Source organism: Butyrivibrio sp. TB (assembly GCF_900110805.1).
Taxonomy (GTDB): Bacteria; Bacillota; Clostridia; order Lachnospirales; family Lachnospiraceae; genus Butyrivibrio; species Butyrivibrio fibrisolvens_C.
Window position 1 is genome coordinate 1 of the sequence record NZ_FOER01000001.1, and the last position, 19270, is coordinate 19270.

The window sequence follows — 19270 nt, forward strand, 5'->3', positions numbered from 1 at the left end:
TGTGAACTTCCGCGATAATTAACTCTCGGCAGCCAAATTGAGAGGTGGAGAAATTGGAAAAAACCAGATTTTATGCGGATTTCACTTGATTTTGAGTGGGAAACATGGTAAGATAATAGAGAAGTAATTACATCTCTATGGAGGCTGCCATGTATATGAATTTCCTTGTGAAGATACCGACTGGGGAAAACGGTATCACAATAAAAAACATCAAGGGAACTACCTACGTGTACTATGCGTATGAGAGAAAGTATGACCCTGTCAAGAAGTATTCCGTCCCCAAGACCACATCCATCGGAAGACGTGATGATGAGCACCTTGACATGATGTATCCTAATGCTAACTGCATGAAGTTCTTTCCGGATATAGAGATCCCTGAAGAACTGGAAGGGGATACCAGCCGCAGCAGTTGCCTGAATGTTGGAGCATTTTTTGTAATCAGGAAGATCATTGCCAGTTATCATATCGACGAGATGGTTAATCGTATTGTTGGCAAGGATGCCGGACTGTTTCTTGATCTTGCTGCATATAGCATTCTAACTGAGAACAATGCCGGTCAGTATTATCCTGACTATGCTTATAAGCATCCTCTCTTTACAAAAGGGATGCATGTCTATAGTGATTCAAAGATTTCAGACTTCCTTGGCCAGGACATGACTGATGCAAGGATTGCTTTCCTTAATGAATGGAATAAGAACCGGGATCACAGATCAAAGATTTATGTTTCTTATGATTCAACCAATAAGCACTGCCAGGCAGGTGATATAGATCTTGCTGAGATCGGACATGAAAAGGATAAGCAGGATAAGCCGATTTTCAACTATGCGATAGCATATGACAGGAACAACAATGAGCCCCTTTTCTATGAGGACTATCCGGGTAGCATCAATGACGTGTCACAGCTTCAGTACATGCTGGAAAAGGTGGAAGGCTATGGCTATAAAAATATAGGATTCATCCTCGACAGGGGATATTTTAGTGAGGCAAACATTCACTACATGGATCACCACGGCTACGGCTTTGTGATTATGGTCAAGGGCATGAAGGACCTTGTGAGTGAGCTTGTTTTAAAACATAGAGGCAGTTTTGAGCAGAGCAGGGCAAACAGCATAAGATCCTATAAAGTCAATGGAATGACAGTTAAGATGCAACTGTTCCCTTCGGATGAAAAGGACAGATATTTCCACATATACTACAATGACAGAAAACATGCAGCAGAACGCGAGAATGTAGAGAGAAAGATAGACAGGATAGTCGAGTTTCTTGAAAAGAACAGGGGCAAGAAGATACCCCCAAGTCCAAACATTGAGAAATACTTTAAACTTGAGATTTACAATAAGGGCAAGGAAGATGAACGACTCCTTGCATGGCGCGAACGCACTGATGTCATAGACAGGGAGATTGCACTCTGTGGATACTTTGTACTTATCACATCAGAGTCCATGACAGCGGAAGAAGCAATAAACCTGTATAAGAGCAGGGATGTTTCCGAAAAACTGTTCCGCGGAGATAAATCATATATGGGAGCAAGGGCAGAAAGGGTTTATGGAAATGAATCTCTGGAGACCAAGCTTTTCATAGAGTTCATAGCTCTTATCATACGTAATAAGATATATACATGCCTTAAGGATGAAGTAAAGGAGAGTGGACAGAAAGAGAATTACATGACAGTTCCAGCCGCACTTAAGGAACTTGAAAAGATAGAGATGATAAAGTCCTCTGACAATACATACAGGATAGATCACGCAGTAAGTGCTACCCAGAAAGCGATACTGAAAGCATTCGGGATGAATGCAGCAGACATAAAGACGCTGGGAAGAGCACTCGGAGAAGATCTAAAGAATGTAATTGTTAAGGCAAATGCAGAGAGGGAGGACTGATATCATGGCAAGAACAAGTTTAGACGATAGAATCAAGAAACAGGAAGAGGCAGTATTTAAGGCAAAAGACAGATATGAAGCAGAGCTTAAAGAACTGGACAAGCTCATAACAAAGCGCAGGGAACTTGAGAGCAAGGAACTGGTGAAGGCTTTCGAGAAGAGTAAAAAGTCACTGAAAGAGATCATAGAATTCATGAATGGGGACGCTGATGAGGAGGATTAAAAATCATCAACCCTGCATTAAGAGATTTTTTGAGGGGATTTACCGGAAGTGACGACGAGAGTTAAAAAGATAGGAAGTTAACAGATAACAACTTGTTAAAAAGTATAAAAAAGTATAAAATATTAGTACAAGTATAAAAATGTATAAAAAACCATAAAAGAAATCATAAAGTATAAAAAACTATAAAAGCAATCATGAAGTATAAAAAACTATAAAATCATCAATCAAGTGATCAAAAAGGAGTGGATATCATGCAAAACCCTTTTACCACTACATTCAGTAAAGTGCCAAATTACACATATATACCTACAGAGCAGGAGATGGAGATAATCGATAATTTTAGATACGATAATCCATCTGAGTCTGTATACAAGATAACAGGGGTAAGAGGCTCTGGTAAAACTGTACTGCTTGCCAAGATAGAGGAAGAATTATCTTCAGATGACTGGAAGAAAGAAGGCTGGATAGTGTGCCGTCTGACTCCTGCCAGAGATATGCTCAAGCAACTAGCATCATTCATGTATAAAGAAAAAATAATAAAAGATAAACCCAAGAGTGTAAGTATGAATGTATCTGGAAGTGTTCTTGGTGCCGGAGGCAGTATAGGCGTTACGAAAGAAAAGAATAGTGAGTTTTTTGATATAGGCGTAGAACTTGATGATATGCTTGCAAAGCTAACTTCTCAAGGTAAGAAAATCCTTATTGGAATTGATGAAGTTTCAAAGACACCTGATATGATAGTCTTTGCATCAGAGTATGGTAAGTGGTTAAGAGCCGGATATTCAATATATCTTGTATGTACCGGACTTTATGAGAATATCGAACAGCTGAGTAATGTTAAGAATCTCACGTTCTTTAGAAGGGCTACAACCATTAAGACAGTCCCTCTAAACAATATAAAAATGTCTGAAATGTATAAGGATAAGCTTAACGTAGATCTTTCTAAAGCTAAAGAACTTGCAGCAATCACAAAAGGATATCCATATGCATTTCAGGAACTTGGAGTTTTGTATTTTCGGAATGGAGATAAAGAAGAATTTGAGGATATCGTAGGGCAACTTAAGTCAGAACTGTATGCATATGCATATGAGAAGATCTGGGAAGAAATGTCAGAAGGCGACAGAGAATTGGCAATTCTCATTAGAAATAAATCCGAGTATAAGAGAGATGAAGTAATGAAGATGATGGAAAAAGTCGGCAATTATTCCGTTTATCGTGATAGACTTATTAAAAGGGGAATAGTTAATACAAGACATTCATACATTGGTCTTGCATTGCCGTACTTTGGTGAATATATAAAAGAATACTGTATTTGAAATGGTATCTATGATTTATACAAAGATGGCCCGGAAGAAAACGTAAAAAAATTAAAAGATCACTACTATAGAGTGTTTAAAAACTCCTGATGTAAGGTACAAGACTACATTCATCAGGAGTTTTTTGATTCATATATAAATTTTCATTTCAGGTATCAGAAGACCTTACCAGAATATTGCGCAGCAGATCGATCACTACTTGCTGCATATCTTCAGGAAGTCTGTGATAGTAGAATATGAGTTCTTTGTCGATAGTTCTGAGTTCCTTGACCATGGAGTTCTTAGAGGTATTGTTCATGGCCATCAGAAAATCGTTATGCATATCTGACATCTTTTGGATCACTTCAACATAATCACTGGGAGGCCTTTTCTCATTGCTTGGATCCATAAACAGATCGTCATTCAATGACAATATCTCCGGATCAAAATCCGGATCGGAATCAGGATCAAGAGGAATCAGAGATAGGCGTATGAGCTTCTCGATCGGTACATTGTATATCTTGCCGATTTTGTAGAATGCATCAGCTGGTGGAGTTAATCTTGCGTTCTCGTAGTGAGAATAAGTGGCTCTGGTAATCCCGAGTTTATTAGCAATATCTTTCTGCTTGAGTCCATGGGATTCTCTCAATAGCCTTAAGTATACTGAAAATCTGGTTTCTGACATATTCTCTCCATAATATAAAAAATGATACGGCTTCGTGTAATAAAATAGAAGTCAAAAAAGATATGGCTTAATGTAATAAAAAATAAAGCCTAAAAAATCTTAACGTGCTCAAGCAGTCTAACTATAGTCTAAGTAGACTGAACAATATTCAAATTGTTGAAAAATAGGGATGTTGAGGACTTATAAAACAATAAAATTCTATCATGATATAGAAAAATACAAAGCCCAAAGATATTAAGAATATCTAATGTAATTTATATGATAATATAATTAACTTTCTGCAATATCGTCCGATAAATATAAATGTAACAGTAAAATGATATTCTAAATATCAAATTAGGGTTGATTAATATTTTAAATATCGTAAAATATAAGTATGCGGTTATCATATTTGCTTATTGCGAAAGTAAATATGAAGCATCGCTTATATTATCCCCAACCTAAACGTTTAATGTTGAAAGGAGAAAAGACGATATGAACATGAAGTTCGTAAAGAGATTCCTTGCTGTATCCATGGCAGCAACAATCATGGTAGTACCTATGGTGGCTAGTGCTGCTACTAAGACTGCTCAGCAGACCAAGACAGCAGAGCAGACAACACAGCAGACAACACAGCAGACAACACAGTCTACTCAGTCTACTCAGACAGAGCAGGAGTCAGCAGGAGAGAAGCTCAATAAGACTATGGCTGAGAAGACAGCTGCAAGTACAACAGCAGTTGTTGCCGGCAAGACCCTTAAGAGTGATGTAGCAGGAACAGTTGATGTAACGAATTCCAAGACTATTAAGGCTTTCATCCTTAACTCAGCAAATGGTAAGACCGCAGGCGATAAGCAGACAGTATTTTCTAAGACTGCAAAAGAATCTCCTATGGCATTTGATTCAGCTAATGCAGCTGCAGCAGCTATCGGCGGAACAGTAGTTGGTGATGCTATTAATGCTGATATCACACTTAAGAACGGCGGAACAGCTAAGGCTGTTCTTAAAGAAGCTCCTACTGGAACCGTTAAGGTTATCCAGGTAGCTGATGGCGGTGATACAACAGTTCTTGATGCTACTGTTGATGGAACAGTTGTTTCTTTCACACCTTCTAACGGACATTTCACATATTTCATAGTAGTAATCTGATCACATAAGGCACAACGCGGGGCAGTATCGCAAGCTGCTCCGCATTTTTTTAGCAATACTGATAGAATATATATGTTTCAAGAGGTACTTTGATCCAGCGTACTATATGAGTTTTATTATTATGCAAAAAAAGCTCCGTGAAAGGGAAAGTCCTTGAGAACAAATCTAAAATCCAGACGATTTCTTGTTTTTATATCTATTATCATCCTGTGTATATGTTTTGGCGGATTAGGTGGTATCTACAGTTTCTGGGCCTATCCGGATGAGTTTGGCTACTGGTCACCTGCTGCAAGACTTAGCGGATATGACTGGTCGCAGGTGACATCTATTGGTTCGTACTATTCTTATGGGTACAGCCTGATTTTATATATAATCTTTAATATTTTCAAAAACGCAGTAACAGCATACAGGGCAGCAATATTTATAAATTTTGCTTTGAGCATTGCAGCTGTATGGCTTATATATTTTTTTATCTGTTCTGTACGAAATATTGCGAGTGAAAGTAAGGCTGAGGGCGCCGCTGCGATAATTAGCGCGGCCTGTGTAATGTATCCTGCCTGGTCCTTGTATTCGCAGAGTACTATGTCAGAGAGCCTCATATTGTTTTTGTTCGTGCTGGTATCTTTTTTGATGTACAGGTTTTTAAAAAAGCCCGGGATCATAAATGGACTCCTTCTGGCAGCATGTTCCATGTATGCATATCTGGTTCATATGAGAATGATAGGAACTGTTATAGCGATAATGGTGACGCTTCTGGTATGGGCTTTTAGCTGCGGCAGTCGCAAGATCAGAATGGGCATATTGATATTTATAGCAGTTGTAGCATTTTGTTTTGCTGTAAGCTTTGTGATCAAAAGTCATATAGTATCGGAAGTTTATACTTTCAGTTCTAAAGATACTATCAATTGGAATGATTATAACGGGCAATTACCGAAGATATTAAAACTTTTCACTCCCCAGGGTATGCAATACATGTTTGAAAATATCTCCGGCAAAGTCCTTTATATAAGCCTTGCTTCCTATGGACTGGGATTGTGGGGAATAGCAGCTGTTACATCACTATTTATAAAAAGCATAAAATCTCTTAGGAAAAGAGGTTCAAAGAGCAGGGCACTTTTTGGCATATATATGTTTCTGGCAGTTTTATTGCAGATAGGTGTTGCTCTTGTATACCTGATAGATTCTCCGTCACCTGATAATGCAAGGCTTGATCTGCTACTTCATGGTAGATATATAGATATGCTGATTCCGGTGCTGCTTATATACGGTATATATGCCATGTATTATGGCAAGCACCCTGTTATCATCACAGGCATCATATCTGCGGCAGACGTTTTGCTAATGATTCCTATTCTGATCGTTATCAGTAGGAATAATACCGGAATGAGCGAACTTCAGGGATTTACCATGGCGGGTGTTAGTTATATGTTGTCTTATCAGGATACAGATGCTAAGGCGTTCCTTATAAGAGCAGTTATATTCGGTGTGATCTTGTCATGGGTGGTATGTCTTATAGTTTTGATAGCCCGTAGAACGGGTGAATCCATGGTGCTTGCCTGTTTAATAGTGATCCAATTGGCATTATCAGTTGTCACTTGCAACAAGTTCATGTATTCTATTCAGCCTTATGTATATACAGATGTTCAGCTGACAGACAAAGTTGAAAGACTTGAAGAAGCAGATCCCGACAGGCAGATAATACATATCTTTAAAGGCGGCATCCCGTATATAGAAGTTGTTCAGTTCGGACTAAGAGATAAGGTTATTGATGTAATTGATGCGGAGGTAGAAGACGTTTTTATAAGTGCATTTCCGCACGATGCGATAATCATTACGGATGCGGATACGCCGCTCGATGCAGATCTTAGAGACAAATATGATACGGCTATATACTACGGACATCTAAAACTATATTTCAATGAATAGTCTTATGTGATTGTTTCCTAGAAACGAAACAATCCGTTAGACATAAGGTGTCAAAAGTTCCTTTTGACACCTGCCTCATCTTATAGAATTGGAACTACTTTAAACATACCAAAAAAGAGGGGAATTCGTTTTGAATATATATATTTATAAGATAAAAAAGATTATATCGATAGTGATGACTGTATACTCGCTCCTTGCTCCTATATCTCTATATATAAATTCATATGCGTCTATAAGTGGTGAAGTTAACATGATAGTATCACCGACAAGCGCATACAGGGAACCTTCGATGGATTCTGAGAAGATAAGGGATCTTAATATTGGAGATACTGTTTTTGTAACAGGAGAGGATGGTGATTTCTATGTTATATATTTCAAGGATACGACGCAATATGTCCCTAAATATGCCATAGATGGAACTGATGTGCCGGATTCTGCTACAGGGGTATCTGTTAACCCTAATGCGGCATCTCTTGCATCATCTGCAAAGAAAGCCAAAGAAGAAAGTAATAAGGCTTTGCATGAAGAGTTTAAAGAGCAGGAAGCCTATAATGAAATCCTTGAAGACACATTGGAACAAAAAAGAAAAACCAAAAGAAATACAGTCATATGGATAACTGTATTGGTTGTCTTGTGCATGTGCATGATAGGGGTAAGTGTGATGACTGCTTTTAGTAGTAAGAATGCTGATGAAAGTACATCTGAACAAGGCAGTACAAAGGAAGAAAAAACGAAAGAAGATAAATCGTAGGAGCCAGGGCATCTATATGAAGCTGATAATTCAGATTCCATGTTTCAATGAACAGAATACTCTTATCACAACTCTTGATGACCTTCCCAAGGAGCTTGATGGCATTGATAAGATCGAATACCTGATCATCAATGACGGAAGTTCTGATAAGACTACGCAGGTTGCAAGAGACTGGGGAGTTGATTATATCGTTAATTTCACCCAAAACAAGGGGCTTGCCAAGGGCTTCATGACAGGGCTTGATGTATGTCTGGAAAATGGTGCTGATATAATCGTCAATACCGATGCTGACAATCAGTACTGCGGCGATGATATTGCAAGGCTCATAGAACCAATCCTTGAAGGACGTGCTGACATCGTGATTGGTGAAAGACCAATCGAAGAGAATGAGAATTTTTCTTTTCTCAAGAAAAAATTGCAGCGCCTCGGCTCCTGGGCTGTACGTCAGGCATCAAAGACTACGATTCCGGATGCTCCGTCGGGTTTTAGAGCTTTTTCCAGAGAAGCAGCTCTAAAACTAAATGTTGTTAATGATTATACCTATACGCTGGAAACAATAGTGCAGGCGGGAAGAGAGAAGATTCCGATAGTATCAGTGCCCATAAGGGTCAATCCAACTCTAAGGCCATCAAGGCTTGCCCATACTATGTGGGGTTATGTCAGAACTTCAATGCTCACTATATTAAGAGCGTATCTTATTTATAAACCTTTAAAATTCTTCCAGTTCCTGTCTTTGTTTCCGATTATTCCGGGGCTTATAGTATGGATCAGATTCATATATCTGTTTGCGAAATATGGTGGAGCCGGACATGTACAGTCTCTGATACTTGGATGTACCTTGATCATCATAGGCGCTATGTGTCAGATGATAGGAATACTGGGAGATACGATTACGGCTAACCGCAAGATCTTGCAGGATACCCAGTATCATACCAGAAAGATGTACTACGATGGTGTCAAGCAGGCTGATATACATGAGCATGAAAAGTGCAGGATCTATTACAGGTGAATCATATGATTTGTTCAGATAGATAGAGGCATAATAATTGATTTTGATGAGGCGCACATGATACCTTCTCGCCTGACAGAGATTCTAAGAGGACGTAAAGTAATATATATTACAGTCAAGAATGCTGATTATATTAGGACTCTCCAGTTTAGAAGAGTCCTTTTGGAATACGCTTTGGAGAGTCTTGTGATATCTTCTGAGAAGGCTGGTCCTATATCCAGAGTATTCGATCTAAGGCGTAGGCTAAGGCATATCGATCTTACTTATTATGATGTGATAATAGTAGGATTCCTCCCGCAGCTTATCTGGAAGTTTATCAGAAAAAAGGCCGGAACGAGTAGTCCTTTGTTTGTTGCGGATTTCTTTTTATCTTTATATGACACTGTAGTACTTGACAGAAAGTACATAGGTACAGGCAATCCTTTATCCGGATATCTTGAATCTCTAGACAGGAAAGTACTTGAAGAAGCAGATTACGTACTGACAGATACCAAAGCTGATGCTGATTTCTTTGGATTAGAGATTCTTGGATACAGACGTAGCGATATAGAACCTTTTTACTTAGAAGCAGATTCATCTATCTATAAGGCATCTCTTGAAGATGAGAAGACGTATCTGGCCACAGAAGAAGCTGAATATCTTCAGGACAAGAGAACTTTTGAAGTGCTATATTTTGGTACAGGGCTTCCTTTACAGGGAATAGATGTTGTTATAGAAGCTTATCTGATTCTGGCAAGAAAGTATGAAGGCAGGGACATTCGGATGACTTATATAGGAGGACTTGATGGTGCCTTACAACATATAGCTGAGAGATATTCGAGTATAGATATAATGCCTTGGCTTTCTCAAGTGGATCTTGCCAAAAGGATACGGAGAGCGGATCTGTGTCTTGCAGGGCATTTTGCAGATGGCGATGGCAAACAGGATCGCACTATCCCTGGCAAGGCATTCATATACGAAGCTATGAACAAGAAGATGATCCTGGGAGATTCCAGGGCTAATCATGAGATCTTCATAGAGGATGAGAATCACCATTTTGTTCGAAGGGGAGATTCGGAAGCGCTTTCTAAAGCCATCGAGACTTTTGGGTGGAAACAGTAATTTAACAGCGCTGTCTGTGCGTGGATTTTTTCCTGACACCTTTCCGCTTAGGCAGAGCAAAGCCTTTGGTGATGCTGCACTGTCTAAGCAGGAAGGCTGAGTTATTTTCTAATATTACTGAGGTTCGATATGGGAGTGAAGGTATCTGTAATAGTTCCTGTATATAATGCTAAAACCTATCTTGACAGGTGCATGCAGCACCTTTTGTCGCAGACGCTGTCAGATATCGAGATCATCCTTGTAGATGACGGATCGACAGATGACTCGCTATCCATATGCAGAACTTATGCGGCAAATGCTAATAAGATTGGCGGCATCTTCATTCAAGTGATACATCAGTCCAATCAAGGCCCGGCAGCAGCTCGCAATGCAGGTCTTTCCTGCGCTGTAGGTAAGTGGATAGCTTTTGTTGATCCGGATGATTATGTATCACCTGATTACTGCAGGGCTTCTTACGAGTACGCAGAGACGACGGATGCAGATATTGTCATGTTTGATGCTGTCAGAGAAAAAGAGCCTCTTGTCCTTGCAGATGACAGTATGATCATTGAAGAGCAGGATCATATCATGAATCTTAGATGCGCTATTCTATATCCTTATATGCTGCGTTATAGTCCTAATCTGCATATTAAAGATCAGTATCAGTCCACCCATAAAAGTGATATCGCAATAGCTGCCCCTTGGAACAAGCTTTATAAAAAGAGTTTTCTTAATGACAATAATCTGATTTTTCCGGAGCAGCTTAAGACACTTGATGATATGACATTCAACTATCTTGCATTCGGATGTTCTCCAAAAGTCGCATACCTTCATAAAAAACTTTATCATTACTGTTTCAATAGAAAATCTATAACTAATAAATATGACCCGAATAGGATCAAAAAAGATCTTGAAGTATTTAAGATGATAGGAGAGGACATCAGAAGTGTAAAAAGCGGAGGAAAGAGTCATGATTTCGGAAAAAGTTATGATAATAATGAGTTAGTGGAGAAATCAGATAATTGTGATGAATCTGATTTCAAGGCAGAAAAATATAATAAGTATAGAGCTGATTTCGAGGAAGAAAAATATATTAAGTATAAATCTGATTTCAAGGCAGAAAATGATAATAAAGATAGTACGGAATATGATCATATAGATAGATCAGAATGTGAAGGCATGGATTATCAAGCTTTATACATTGCTTACTATGCACGTGTTATCAAGTCTTTTGCAATACTATGCAGGTTATGCTTTTTTAGTCCAATGAGCCCTTATGATCTAAAGCATCAGTTACAGCTTGCAAGAAATACTATGGATATAAAAGAGTATGCAGAAGCTTTTGATAATATTGATATTAAAGTACTTGAGCCAAGGCTTAAAGCTGTAGTATTTGTTGCAAGGATGAAGAGCCCATTTGGGTTATATATGCTTCATGTAATGCAGAGTACACTTCAAAGAATACTTTGATCCTACAATTTATCTTGATATATACTGAACAGCATTTTGCACTGCGAGTAAAGTTTGAAAATGCCCTGTTTTAAAAACTAAATTGGTGTCGCAAGTTACACGAATTTGAACTATCAGTCACTTTCTTTGCTTGCGGTAATAAGGGGTATAGTGAAAAAATTAGAGGTTTGCCATGAATCTTCAGACTATTCTGCATCCATCAACGGATATATGTAATGAACCGGAGCTGTATTTTCATCAAGATGACATCTTCGATCTGTATGATGGCTATTTCAACCTTTTCTATATAGAAAAACATAAAAAGTATACATTCATAGATTCGCTTGAACTGGTCCTTGAATGTTCGGGCTACGATGTGCTGGAGCTTATGCATGACAGGGAAGTGATAAGGAGCATAGATCTAAAGAAGGACATGGACGCCGGAAGCGGTATCATAGAAGGACGCTTTGCATACCCATATACGCAGTATGACAAGGGAGTGTTCTGGTTCAGGCTTAGGCGATGCTTGGAAAAAACTTTGCACTCAGACATAACATATGTTGAGGGCTTTTATGAAGGGCGTAGTAGTCAGATGTGTAATCCGGTAAATCTTGGCCTTAACATATGTACTTACAAGCGCGAGCAGTATGTCCTTCGTAACATGAAGTCTTTAATAAGATGGATAGAAGGTGATAGGGCAGAAGCTTCCGATGTTTTGGGTATAGAGCCCGGCTTTAAAGACAATAACAGTTCTATGACGGAGTCTGATACTCCCGAGGCTTCCGGGCATATTCATGTCTTTATCATAGATAATGGCAAGTCTCTTGGAGATTGTAAGGAGTTTACGGATCTTGTAGCATCTACCAATAATATAGAAGTTATTCCTAATGATAATACCGGCGGTGCCGGAGGATTTAGCCGTGGCATGATAGAAGCTATGAATAGGAGAGAAGAGCTGTCACTGACTCACCTTCTAATGATGGATGATGATGCTGTTTTTGATCCGGATCTTTTTACAAGGCTTTATGGTTTTCTTTCTTTTTTGAAAAAAGAATATGCAATGATATCTGTAGGCGGAGCTCTTTTTCGTGGAGATTATAGATATATACAGCACGCGGCAGGAGAATGGTTTGAGAATTTCAGGATAGTTAATGAGCATCCTCTTGTTGATATGAGAAGCTATGAGAATGCTGCGGCACTGTGGATGACTGGAACCGAGCATGAGAGGGACAGGTACGGCGCCTGGTGATATCGAGCTTATCTATAAGGCGGTCATAGACTATATGAAAGGTATACAGTGGCTGAGGGATACAGATATTGAAGCTCTGCATAAAGAGGTATCTGAGATTTATAAAACTATTGTGCCTTTTAAGTCTATATGTGATCTTAATATAAGTGACAGGCATAGACTTGAACTTGAGAAGCTTGCGGACAGATACAATGAAGTGATAACACCGGATCAGCTAAGGGAATACTATGACCATAAAAAGTATGAATCCGGTATATGGAAGATGATATCGATAAATGGCTGGCTTCTTCCCACATATAGGAGTACAAGTATAGTCACTCCCCTGGACTCTCCCTGGAAGCCCTATAGGAGAAGATATGTAATCCTCTACCAGCCTGCAGATAGGAAGTGTGCTGTGATGCGTAGAGATTATAAATGGCTTTGGCGAAGTATAAAATATTGCATATGGATAATGATAAGATTTCGTTTACTATAACTCAAAGCGGTCTGCCTTGGCAGACCGCTTTGAACACGTTACGTAGATATTACTTCCAGGTTAATTCCAATTTTTTATTAGATGTAGCACAATCGACAAGATACAGATTGATCAATGTCTGATAGGGGATTCCGGATGCAGAAGATTGTGTTTTAAAATAATCAAGAGCATCTACATCTATGTTCATAGTGATTTTTTTATGCAATCTTTTTGCATATGGATTTCTTACTGCTTTGCTAAAGTCGAACTCTTTTTCTAAAAATTCATCATCATCATCTATCTTTTTCATATGTATCGACTCCTTTCATAGCCTTCGCGTTCTCTAGTGGTTTCATTACGTGAAGATATAATTCTGATTGTATTCTTACTTCTGATACAATGAACAACTATAAGAACATTACCACGTTTACTGACTCCGAGAATCCTAAAACGTTCTTCGGTATCGGAGTGGTTGTCATCAAATTCGCAAAGGGCATATGTATCATAGAATACAGTCTTGGCTTCTTCAAAAGAAACGCCGTGTTTTTTCTTGTTTATTTCGTTTTTGTTCTCGTCCCATTCAAAACTTAATTCTTCCATACATATATTATACATACATAGTCAATACTTTTCAAGTATAGAGAAAGCAAACGGACATTGACGTTTGACCGTATATGTGATACTTTAAATATAATACGTTGAAGCGTTAAAGCGAAAAAGAAAATCTTTTTTTTCAAAAGAATCTTCTTCATATATGTTTTTCACGCATCATCAAATATTATGAGGTCAAAGGGGGACCACAGGCTATGCCAGTTACAGAACTTCTTGAAAGAAATGCAAAATTATATCCGGACGAGATCGCTCTTGTAGAGCTTAATCCGGAGATGGCCGATACCAGACGTATATCCTGGAAAGAGTATGATCTTATAGAGCCAACAAGGTTTGAGCCTTACAGAAGACAGATCACATGGAAGGTCTTTGATGAGAAGGCCAATAGATTTGCTAATCTGCTTCTTAGTAGGGGCATTAAGAAAAATGATAAAGTTGCTATCATAATGTATAACTGTCTTGAGTGGCTTCCTGTTTATTTTGGCGTGTTAAAAACAGGTGCTATAGCAGTCCCTTTCAATTTCAGATACGATGCAGAAGAAATCTTGTATTGTACAGAGCTTGCAGAAGTTGACATTATAGTATTCGGACCTGAATTCATAGGCCGTATAGAGTCATATGCAGAGCGTCTTTCCAAGGGACGTCTTCTTTTCTATGTAGGTGATAATTGTCCGAGTTTTGCAGAGAGTTATAGAGAGCTTGTTGCCGACTGTTCTTCTAAGTCGCCGCATCTTCCTCTTACAGATGATGACTTTGCTGCGATCTATTTTTCATCAGGAACAACAGGATTCCCGAAGGCAATCCTTCATAAGCATCTGAGTCTGTCGCAGGCAGCAGAGATGGAAGCAAGGCACCATGGAACGGGAAGAGACGATGTCTTTTTATGTATACCTCCTCTATATCATACAGGAGCCAAGTTCCACTGGATGGGAAGCTTGTTTGCAGGCAGCAGAGCTGTGCTTTTAAAAGGTGCTACGCCAGAAGTTATATTATCTGCAGTATCTAGCGAGAAGTGTACGATCGTATGGCTGCTGGTTCCGTGGGCACAGGATATTCTGGATGCTCTTGACAGTGGCAGACTTAGCCTTGATGATTATGATCTTGAACAGTGGAGGCTTATGCATATCGGAGCACAGCCTGTTCCGCCATCACTTATCAAAAGATGGCTTGAATATTTTCCTGATCATCAGTATGATACTAATTACGGCCTTTCTGAATCTACCGGCCCCGGATGCGTACACCTTGGAGTTGAGAACGTCGATAAGGTTGGCGCTATCGGCATACCTGGATATCGCTGGGAGTGCAAGATAGTTGATGAAGATGATGAAGAAGTTGAAAAGGGCGATGTCGGAGAACTGTGCGTCAAAGGCCCCGGCGTTATGACCTGTTATTATAACAATCCGGAAGAGTCTGCCAAGATCTTAAAAGATGGCTGGCTCTATACGGGTGATATGGCTATGCAGGATGAGGACGGATTTTATTTTCTTGTAGATCGCAAGAAGGATGTAATAGTCAGTGGCGGAGAGAATATTTATCCTGTTCAGATTGAGAATTTCATAAGAACTTTCGATAAAGTCAAGGATGTAGCAGTTATCGGAATTCCTGATCCAAGACTTGGAGAAAAAACTGCTGCCATAATTGAAGTAAAAGATGGTATGATATGTACAGAAGAAGAAATCAATGAGTATTGCATGGGTCTTCCAAGATATAAGAGACCTAAAACCATTTTCTTCGAAGAAATACCACGTAATGCCACAGGCAAGATAGAAAAACCAAAGCTTAGAAAGATGCATGGTGCTGAGAATCTTGTCGCTATGGAGAATAGGAGCTGATAGAACTTATATCCGGTCTTATACTATAAGATCAGGATAGTTGTAGATAGTTTTGAATTTACCTATTTTGCCTGATGATGACCTGAAGGAAGACAGTTATGACACACAAGGAAGCAGAGCGGTGTATTCCCTCTTTTTTTGACGAATCTATTGAAAATCTGGAACTTGCTGAGTTCTTGGAGCATATCGACAGTTGTCCTGATTGCAGAGAAGAGCTTACTATACAATTTCTGGTAGGCAGGGGCCTTCAGAGCCTTAGTATGGGCGATGAATTCAACCTTGCTGGAGAACTTGACAAAAAGCTTTTAAAGGCGCATGCTCGTCTGAACAGGCTCTACAGACTCGAAAGATTTTCATGGATCCTGCGAGCAATAGTAGTGGCAGAAACCGTGGCACTTTTTATGCTCACGCTTCGTATTTTGTTTTAACCCCTAAGGGTACGAAAGGAATTAAGGTAAATATGGGTATTGTTGTAATTGGCGCTGTTTTTGTTGATATTAAGGGCTATCCTTCCATGCAGTATATTGCCGGTGGGAGAAATGTAGGTAATGTAGTACAGGTACATGGAGGAGTAAGCCGTAACATAGCAGAGGATATAGCCAATGTTGAGTTAAGACCCACATTTGTAGGACTTGTTGACGAGACAGGTATCGGCATTGATGTTGTTGATAAGCTCAAAAACCATAAGGTCAACACCAAATATATCAGGAAAGTCAAGGACGGGCTTGGCTCCTGGCTTGCTATATTTGATAACTCAGGTGATGTTGTTGCATCGATTTCCAAGCGTCCCGATCTAAGCGAGATCGCAAGAATCCTCGATGAACAGGGTGATGAGATCTTCAAAGATGCCGACAGTATCATCATTGAGTTCGATATGGAAAAAGATATTCTTAAAAGAGTTTTTGCTCTTGCACAAAAGTATGACAAGAAGGTATATGCTGTAGTTTCGAATATGACTATAGCAGTAGAAAGGCGAGATCTTCTGAAGAACTGTGCATGCTTTGTCTGCAATCAGCAGGAAGCCGGAATATTCTTTTCTGATGTATATGATGATATGGATCCGGAGCAGCTGCGTGAGATCCTTGTATGCAAGCTCAAGGCTTCTCAGATTCCGAAGATGGTAATAACTCTCGGAGAGCTGGGCTCTGTATATGCTACTTGTGACGGTGAATCCGGATATGTTAAGTCCAGGCAGGTTGTAGTTACAGATACTACCGGCGCAGGAGATTCCTTCTTTGCAGGTGTAGCCATCGGTCTTACATATGGCAAGAGTTTCAGAGAATCCTGCGAGATAGGAACAAGACTTGCAGCATCTGTTATTGCTACCAAAGAGAATGTATGCCCGAGATTCCTTCCGGAAGAGTTCGGAATAGACGCGTCTATGATCAAGGATTTTGAATGATTTCAGGATTTATGGTGATGAGGAAGCCTTTCGCGTATACTAATCAAATGCCTTCTTGATCTGATCCAGGAATTTCTCTGCAATAGGTGTAAAAGTCTGGTACTTGTTCCATATAAGATAAAGATCGGAAGTCAGTTTTGGAGAGAGTGGCCTGAAAACCAGGTCACTTTTTTCCGTGTTGATCAGATCTTTAAAGGTGAGAAGTATACCAAGGTTTTCTCTTGCAAATACGCTACCGTTGTAGGATAACCTAAATGATCCTTCAAGCTTAAGCTCAGAGAATCTGTCTTTTGCCCAGGCTTTGATCTCGTTATTCCAGCTTTGCTCAGATACAAAAAGAGGTTGTCCCACAAGATCGGAAACTCTGATGGTTTTATTCTTGGAGAGCGGATGTGATGCAGATATTATTGCGCCCCATACATCGGCTTGAGGGAATTTTACAAATTCATATTTATTGCTGTCAGGTGTTTCGCACAGCACAGCAAAATCAAGAATGCCCTTGTCTAGCTTCTCTGTAACCTGCTCAGTATCTCCGCTGGTTATGTGATAAGTGAAATTAGGGTATTTTTCTTTTAACTTATAAATCTCTCTGGCCAGATATCTAATCTGATAGCTCTCAGCCAGTCCAAAATAAATATCGCCGCCGGTAATATCATCCAGAGTATTAAATTCCTGCTCTATCTTATCTGACATGGCTACAAGGTCCTGAGCACGATCGCGCAAAAGCATTCCCTCATCTGTAAGTGAAATACTGAAGCTGTGCCTGACAAACAGCTTTTTACCGAGCTCTTCTTCCAGAGCCTTGAGTGTCTTTGAAAGAGTAGGCTGGGAAACATGAAGCTGCTCAGCGGCCTTTGACATATTCTCTTCCCTTGCGACTGCAAGAAAGTACTTGAGATTCCTGATTTCCATAAAAACTCCTTTCGATAGAGACGGATGATGTGATATTCCTAAAAAGCATATCATGATATTTATTTTATTCATTAGCGAAAAACAGGTCAAGGCTTTGGTATTGAAATTGGAAGGAGCAATAAAGATGGATGATTATTGATGGAGGTACAATCTGAAGGAAAACTAAAGCAACAATTCTTAACACAAATGCTTCTTAAATGTTAATTTTGATTGGTGGACTCATACTTATTAGAGCAATAAAATTATGTTAAAATAAATTGCAAAGGTGGGATTAGTATGAGGAAACACTATTTGGACAACATTCGCTGGACTACTGTCGTTATCGTTGTGATCTATCATGTGCTTTACATGTATAACGCTGAGGGTGTTCTTGGCGGTCTTGGAAAGATCACAAATCTTTCGGTTCAGTATTACGACATATATCAGTATCTTGTATATCCGTGGTTTATGCCGGTTCTTTTTGTAGTTTCCGGAATAAGTGCCAGACTGTCTTTGGATTCACATTCGGATAAGGAGTTCATAAAGTCCAGATCTTTAAAACTACTGGTACCATCGACTATAGGTCTTTTTGTATTTCAATTCATTCAAGGGTATGTGAGCATGTCGCTTGGAGGCGGATTTGAAGGACTTGCGTCAGCGGGAGTTCCAAAACCGGTTATCTATCTGATAATGGTTGCCTCCGGAAGCGGAGTGCTCTGGTACATGCATCTTCTGTGGATATACTGCGTGTTACTTGTGGTTATAAGAAAGATTGAAAAAGGAAAGCTATTGGCTGCCGGTGCTAAAACTCCTCTGTGGCTGATCGCACTGTTTGTTTTTCCAATCTGGGGTGCAGCGCAGATTCTTAATACTCCTATTGTTTCTGTTTACAGAATCGCATTTTATTTTGTTTTCTTTATGCTTGGTTATTTCGTTTTTTCAAATGATGAAGTGATCGAAAAACTGAAGAAGATAGCAGTACCTTTGATAGTGGCAGCAGTGGCTATATGTGTTGTATTCGCAGTTATGAATTTCGGCGATAATTATGCAGACAAGCCGATCAACAGAGGCTTCTTATATGCGCTTGATGCATACGTGGGATCGCTGGCAATGCTGGCCGAAATGGCACGCTTTGGCGACTCTGCCAGCTCTTTTACCAAATGGATGTCAGCTCACAGTTTCGGACTATACGTATTCCATTACCTTGGAATATCTACTGTTGCTCTTATATTTGCAAAGCCGGGGCTCTTGCCTGCGCCTGCATGCTACATTTTAAGTCTTGCAGCGGGATTTCTTTTCGGATATGGCCTGTATGCCATCATTTCACGGATACCGTTTTTCAGATGGGCAGTGCTGGGAATTAAGAAAGGAGGAACCATCATGACGAAGTCATGATTTGGAATGGTT

General features: G+C 39.5%; 19 protein-coding genes. 15 read left to right on the forward strand and 4 right to left on the reverse strand.

What is annotated here, in order from left to right; translation table 11 throughout:
• Positions 1–149: 149 nt before the first annotated feature.
• From BMX21_RS00005 to BMX21_RS00015, 3 genes are all read left to right on the forward strand, one after another.
• Positions 150–1880, forward strand: a complete 1731-nt coding sequence (locus BMX21_RS00005) for an IS1634 family transposase (RefSeq protein ID WP_092039752.1) — start codon at positions 150–152, stop codon at positions 1878–1880.
• Positions 1881–1884: 4 nt separating this feature from the next.
• Complete coding sequence (locus BMX21_RS00010) at positions 1885–2103, forward strand: hypothetical protein (protein WP_022755965.1); 219 nt, start codon at positions 1885–1887, stop codon at positions 2101–2103.
• 251 nt (positions 2104–2354) lie between these two features.
• On the forward strand, positions 2355–3419 hold the full coding sequence (locus BMX21_RS00015; protein WP_092039755.1) for an ATP-binding protein: 1065 nt from the start codon (positions 2355–2357) through the stop codon (positions 3417–3419).
• Between the two features lie 148 nt (positions 3420–3567).
• On the opposite strand, the gene BMX21_RS00020 is transcribed toward BMX21_RS00015, so the two are convergent.
• Positions 3568–4083, reverse strand: a complete 516-nt coding sequence (locus BMX21_RS00020; RefSeq protein WP_022755962.1) for a helix-turn-helix transcriptional regulator — start codon at positions 4081–4083, stop codon at positions 3568–3570.
• Positions 4084–4557: 474 nt separating this feature from the next.
• On the opposite strand from BMX21_RS00020, the gene BMX21_RS00025 reads away from it, so the two are divergent.
• The 8 genes from BMX21_RS00025 (at position 4558) to BMX21_RS00060 (ending at position 13150) form a co-directional block, all read left to right on the forward strand.
• Complete coding sequence (locus tag BMX21_RS00025) at positions 4558–5211, forward strand: hypothetical protein (RefSeq protein ID WP_092039758.1); 654 nt, start codon at positions 4558–4560, stop codon at positions 5209–5211.
• 153 nt (positions 5212–5364) lie between these two features.
• Positions 5365–7137: an ArnT family glycosyltransferase gene (locus BMX21_RS00030; RefSeq protein ID WP_092039761.1), complete on the forward strand. Its 1773-nt coding sequence runs from the start codon at positions 5365–5367 to the stop codon at positions 7135–7137.
• Positions 7138–7267: 130 nt separating this feature from the next.
• Positions 7268–7888 carry an SH3 domain-containing protein gene (locus tag BMX21_RS00035; protein WP_092039764.1) on the forward strand — a complete coding sequence of 207 codons (621 nt, stop codon included), beginning with the start codon at positions 7268–7270 and terminating at the stop codon, positions 7886–7888.
• Between the two features lie 16 nt (positions 7889–7904).
• Positions 7905–8897 carry a glycosyltransferase family 2 protein gene (locus tag BMX21_RS00040; RefSeq protein ID WP_027205224.1) on the forward strand — a complete coding sequence of 331 codons (993 nt, stop codon included), beginning with the start codon at positions 7905–7907 and terminating at the stop codon, positions 8895–8897.
• A 57-nt stretch (positions 8898–8954) separates the two neighbouring features.
• Positions 8955–9998: a glycosyltransferase family protein gene (locus BMX21_RS00045; protein WP_092039768.1), complete on the forward strand. Its 1044-nt coding sequence runs from the start codon at positions 8955–8957 to the stop codon at positions 9996–9998.
• A 129-nt stretch (positions 9999–10127) separates the two neighbouring features.
• Positions 10128–11447, forward strand: a complete 1320-nt coding sequence (locus BMX21_RS00050) for a glycosyltransferase family 2 protein (protein WP_092039772.1) — start codon at positions 10128–10130, stop codon at positions 11445–11447.
• A gap of 172 nt (positions 11448–11619) precedes the next feature.
• Complete coding sequence (locus tag BMX21_RS00055) at positions 11620–12675, forward strand: glycosyltransferase (RefSeq protein WP_092039775.1); 1056 nt, start codon at positions 11620–11622, stop codon at positions 12673–12675.
• On the forward strand, positions 12647–13150 hold the full coding sequence (locus BMX21_RS00060) for a hypothetical protein (protein ID WP_092039779.1): 504 nt from the start codon (positions 12647–12649) through the stop codon (positions 13148–13150). Before BMX21_RS00055 ends, BMX21_RS00060 begins: the two co-directional genes overlap by 29 nt.
• Positions 13151–13199: 49 nt before the next feature.
• Here the strand turns inward: BMX21_RS00060 and BMX21_RS00065 are convergent, their stop codons facing one another.
• On the reverse strand, positions 13200–13439 hold the full coding sequence (locus tag BMX21_RS00065) for a CopG family antitoxin (RefSeq protein ID WP_092039782.1): 240 nt from the start codon (positions 13437–13439) through the stop codon (positions 13200–13202).
• Entirely contained in the window at positions 13436–13729 is a 294-nt protein-coding gene (locus tag BMX21_RS00070; protein WP_092040356.1) for a BrnT family toxin, read from the reverse strand. Before BMX21_RS00070 ends, BMX21_RS00065 begins: the two co-directional genes overlap by 4 nt.
• Positions 13730–13935: 206 nt before the next feature.
• Here BMX21_RS00070 and BMX21_RS00075 point away from each other — a divergent pair, with 206 nt between their 5' ends.
• The 3 genes from BMX21_RS00075 (at position 13936) to BMX21_RS00085 (ending at position 16972) form a co-directional block, all read left to right on the forward strand.
• Positions 13936–15570, forward strand: coding sequence for a class I adenylate-forming enzyme family protein (locus BMX21_RS00075; protein WP_092039785.1), 1635 nt, complete (start codon positions 13936–13938; stop codon positions 15568–15570).
• Between the two features lie 98 nt (positions 15571–15668).
• The gene (locus tag BMX21_RS00080; protein WP_022758719.1) at positions 15669–15998 is read left to right on the forward strand and encodes a zf-HC2 domain-containing protein; all 330 of its coding nucleotides are present in this window, start codon (positions 15669–15671) and stop codon (positions 15996–15998) included.
• Positions 15999–16030: 32 nt separating this feature from the next.
• The gene (locus tag BMX21_RS00085; RefSeq protein ID WP_027204969.1) at positions 16031–16972 is read left to right on the forward strand and encodes a carbohydrate kinase family protein; all 942 of its coding nucleotides are present in this window, start codon (positions 16031–16033) and stop codon (positions 16970–16972) included.
• A 39-nt stretch (positions 16973–17011) separates the two neighbouring features.
• Here the strand turns inward: BMX21_RS00085 and BMX21_RS00090 are convergent, their stop codons facing one another.
• Positions 17012–17884, reverse strand: coding sequence for a LysR family transcriptional regulator (locus BMX21_RS00090; protein WP_092039788.1), 873 nt, complete (start codon positions 17882–17884; stop codon positions 17012–17014).
• Between the two features lie 291 nt (positions 17885–18175).
• Between BMX21_RS00090 and BMX21_RS00095 the strand changes: the two genes are divergently transcribed.
• The gene (locus tag BMX21_RS00095) at positions 18176–19258 is read left to right on the forward strand and encodes an acyltransferase family protein (protein ID WP_242952834.1); all 1083 of its coding nucleotides are present in this window, start codon (positions 18176–18178) and stop codon (positions 19256–19258) included.
• Positions 19259–19270 lie beyond the last annotated feature (12 nt).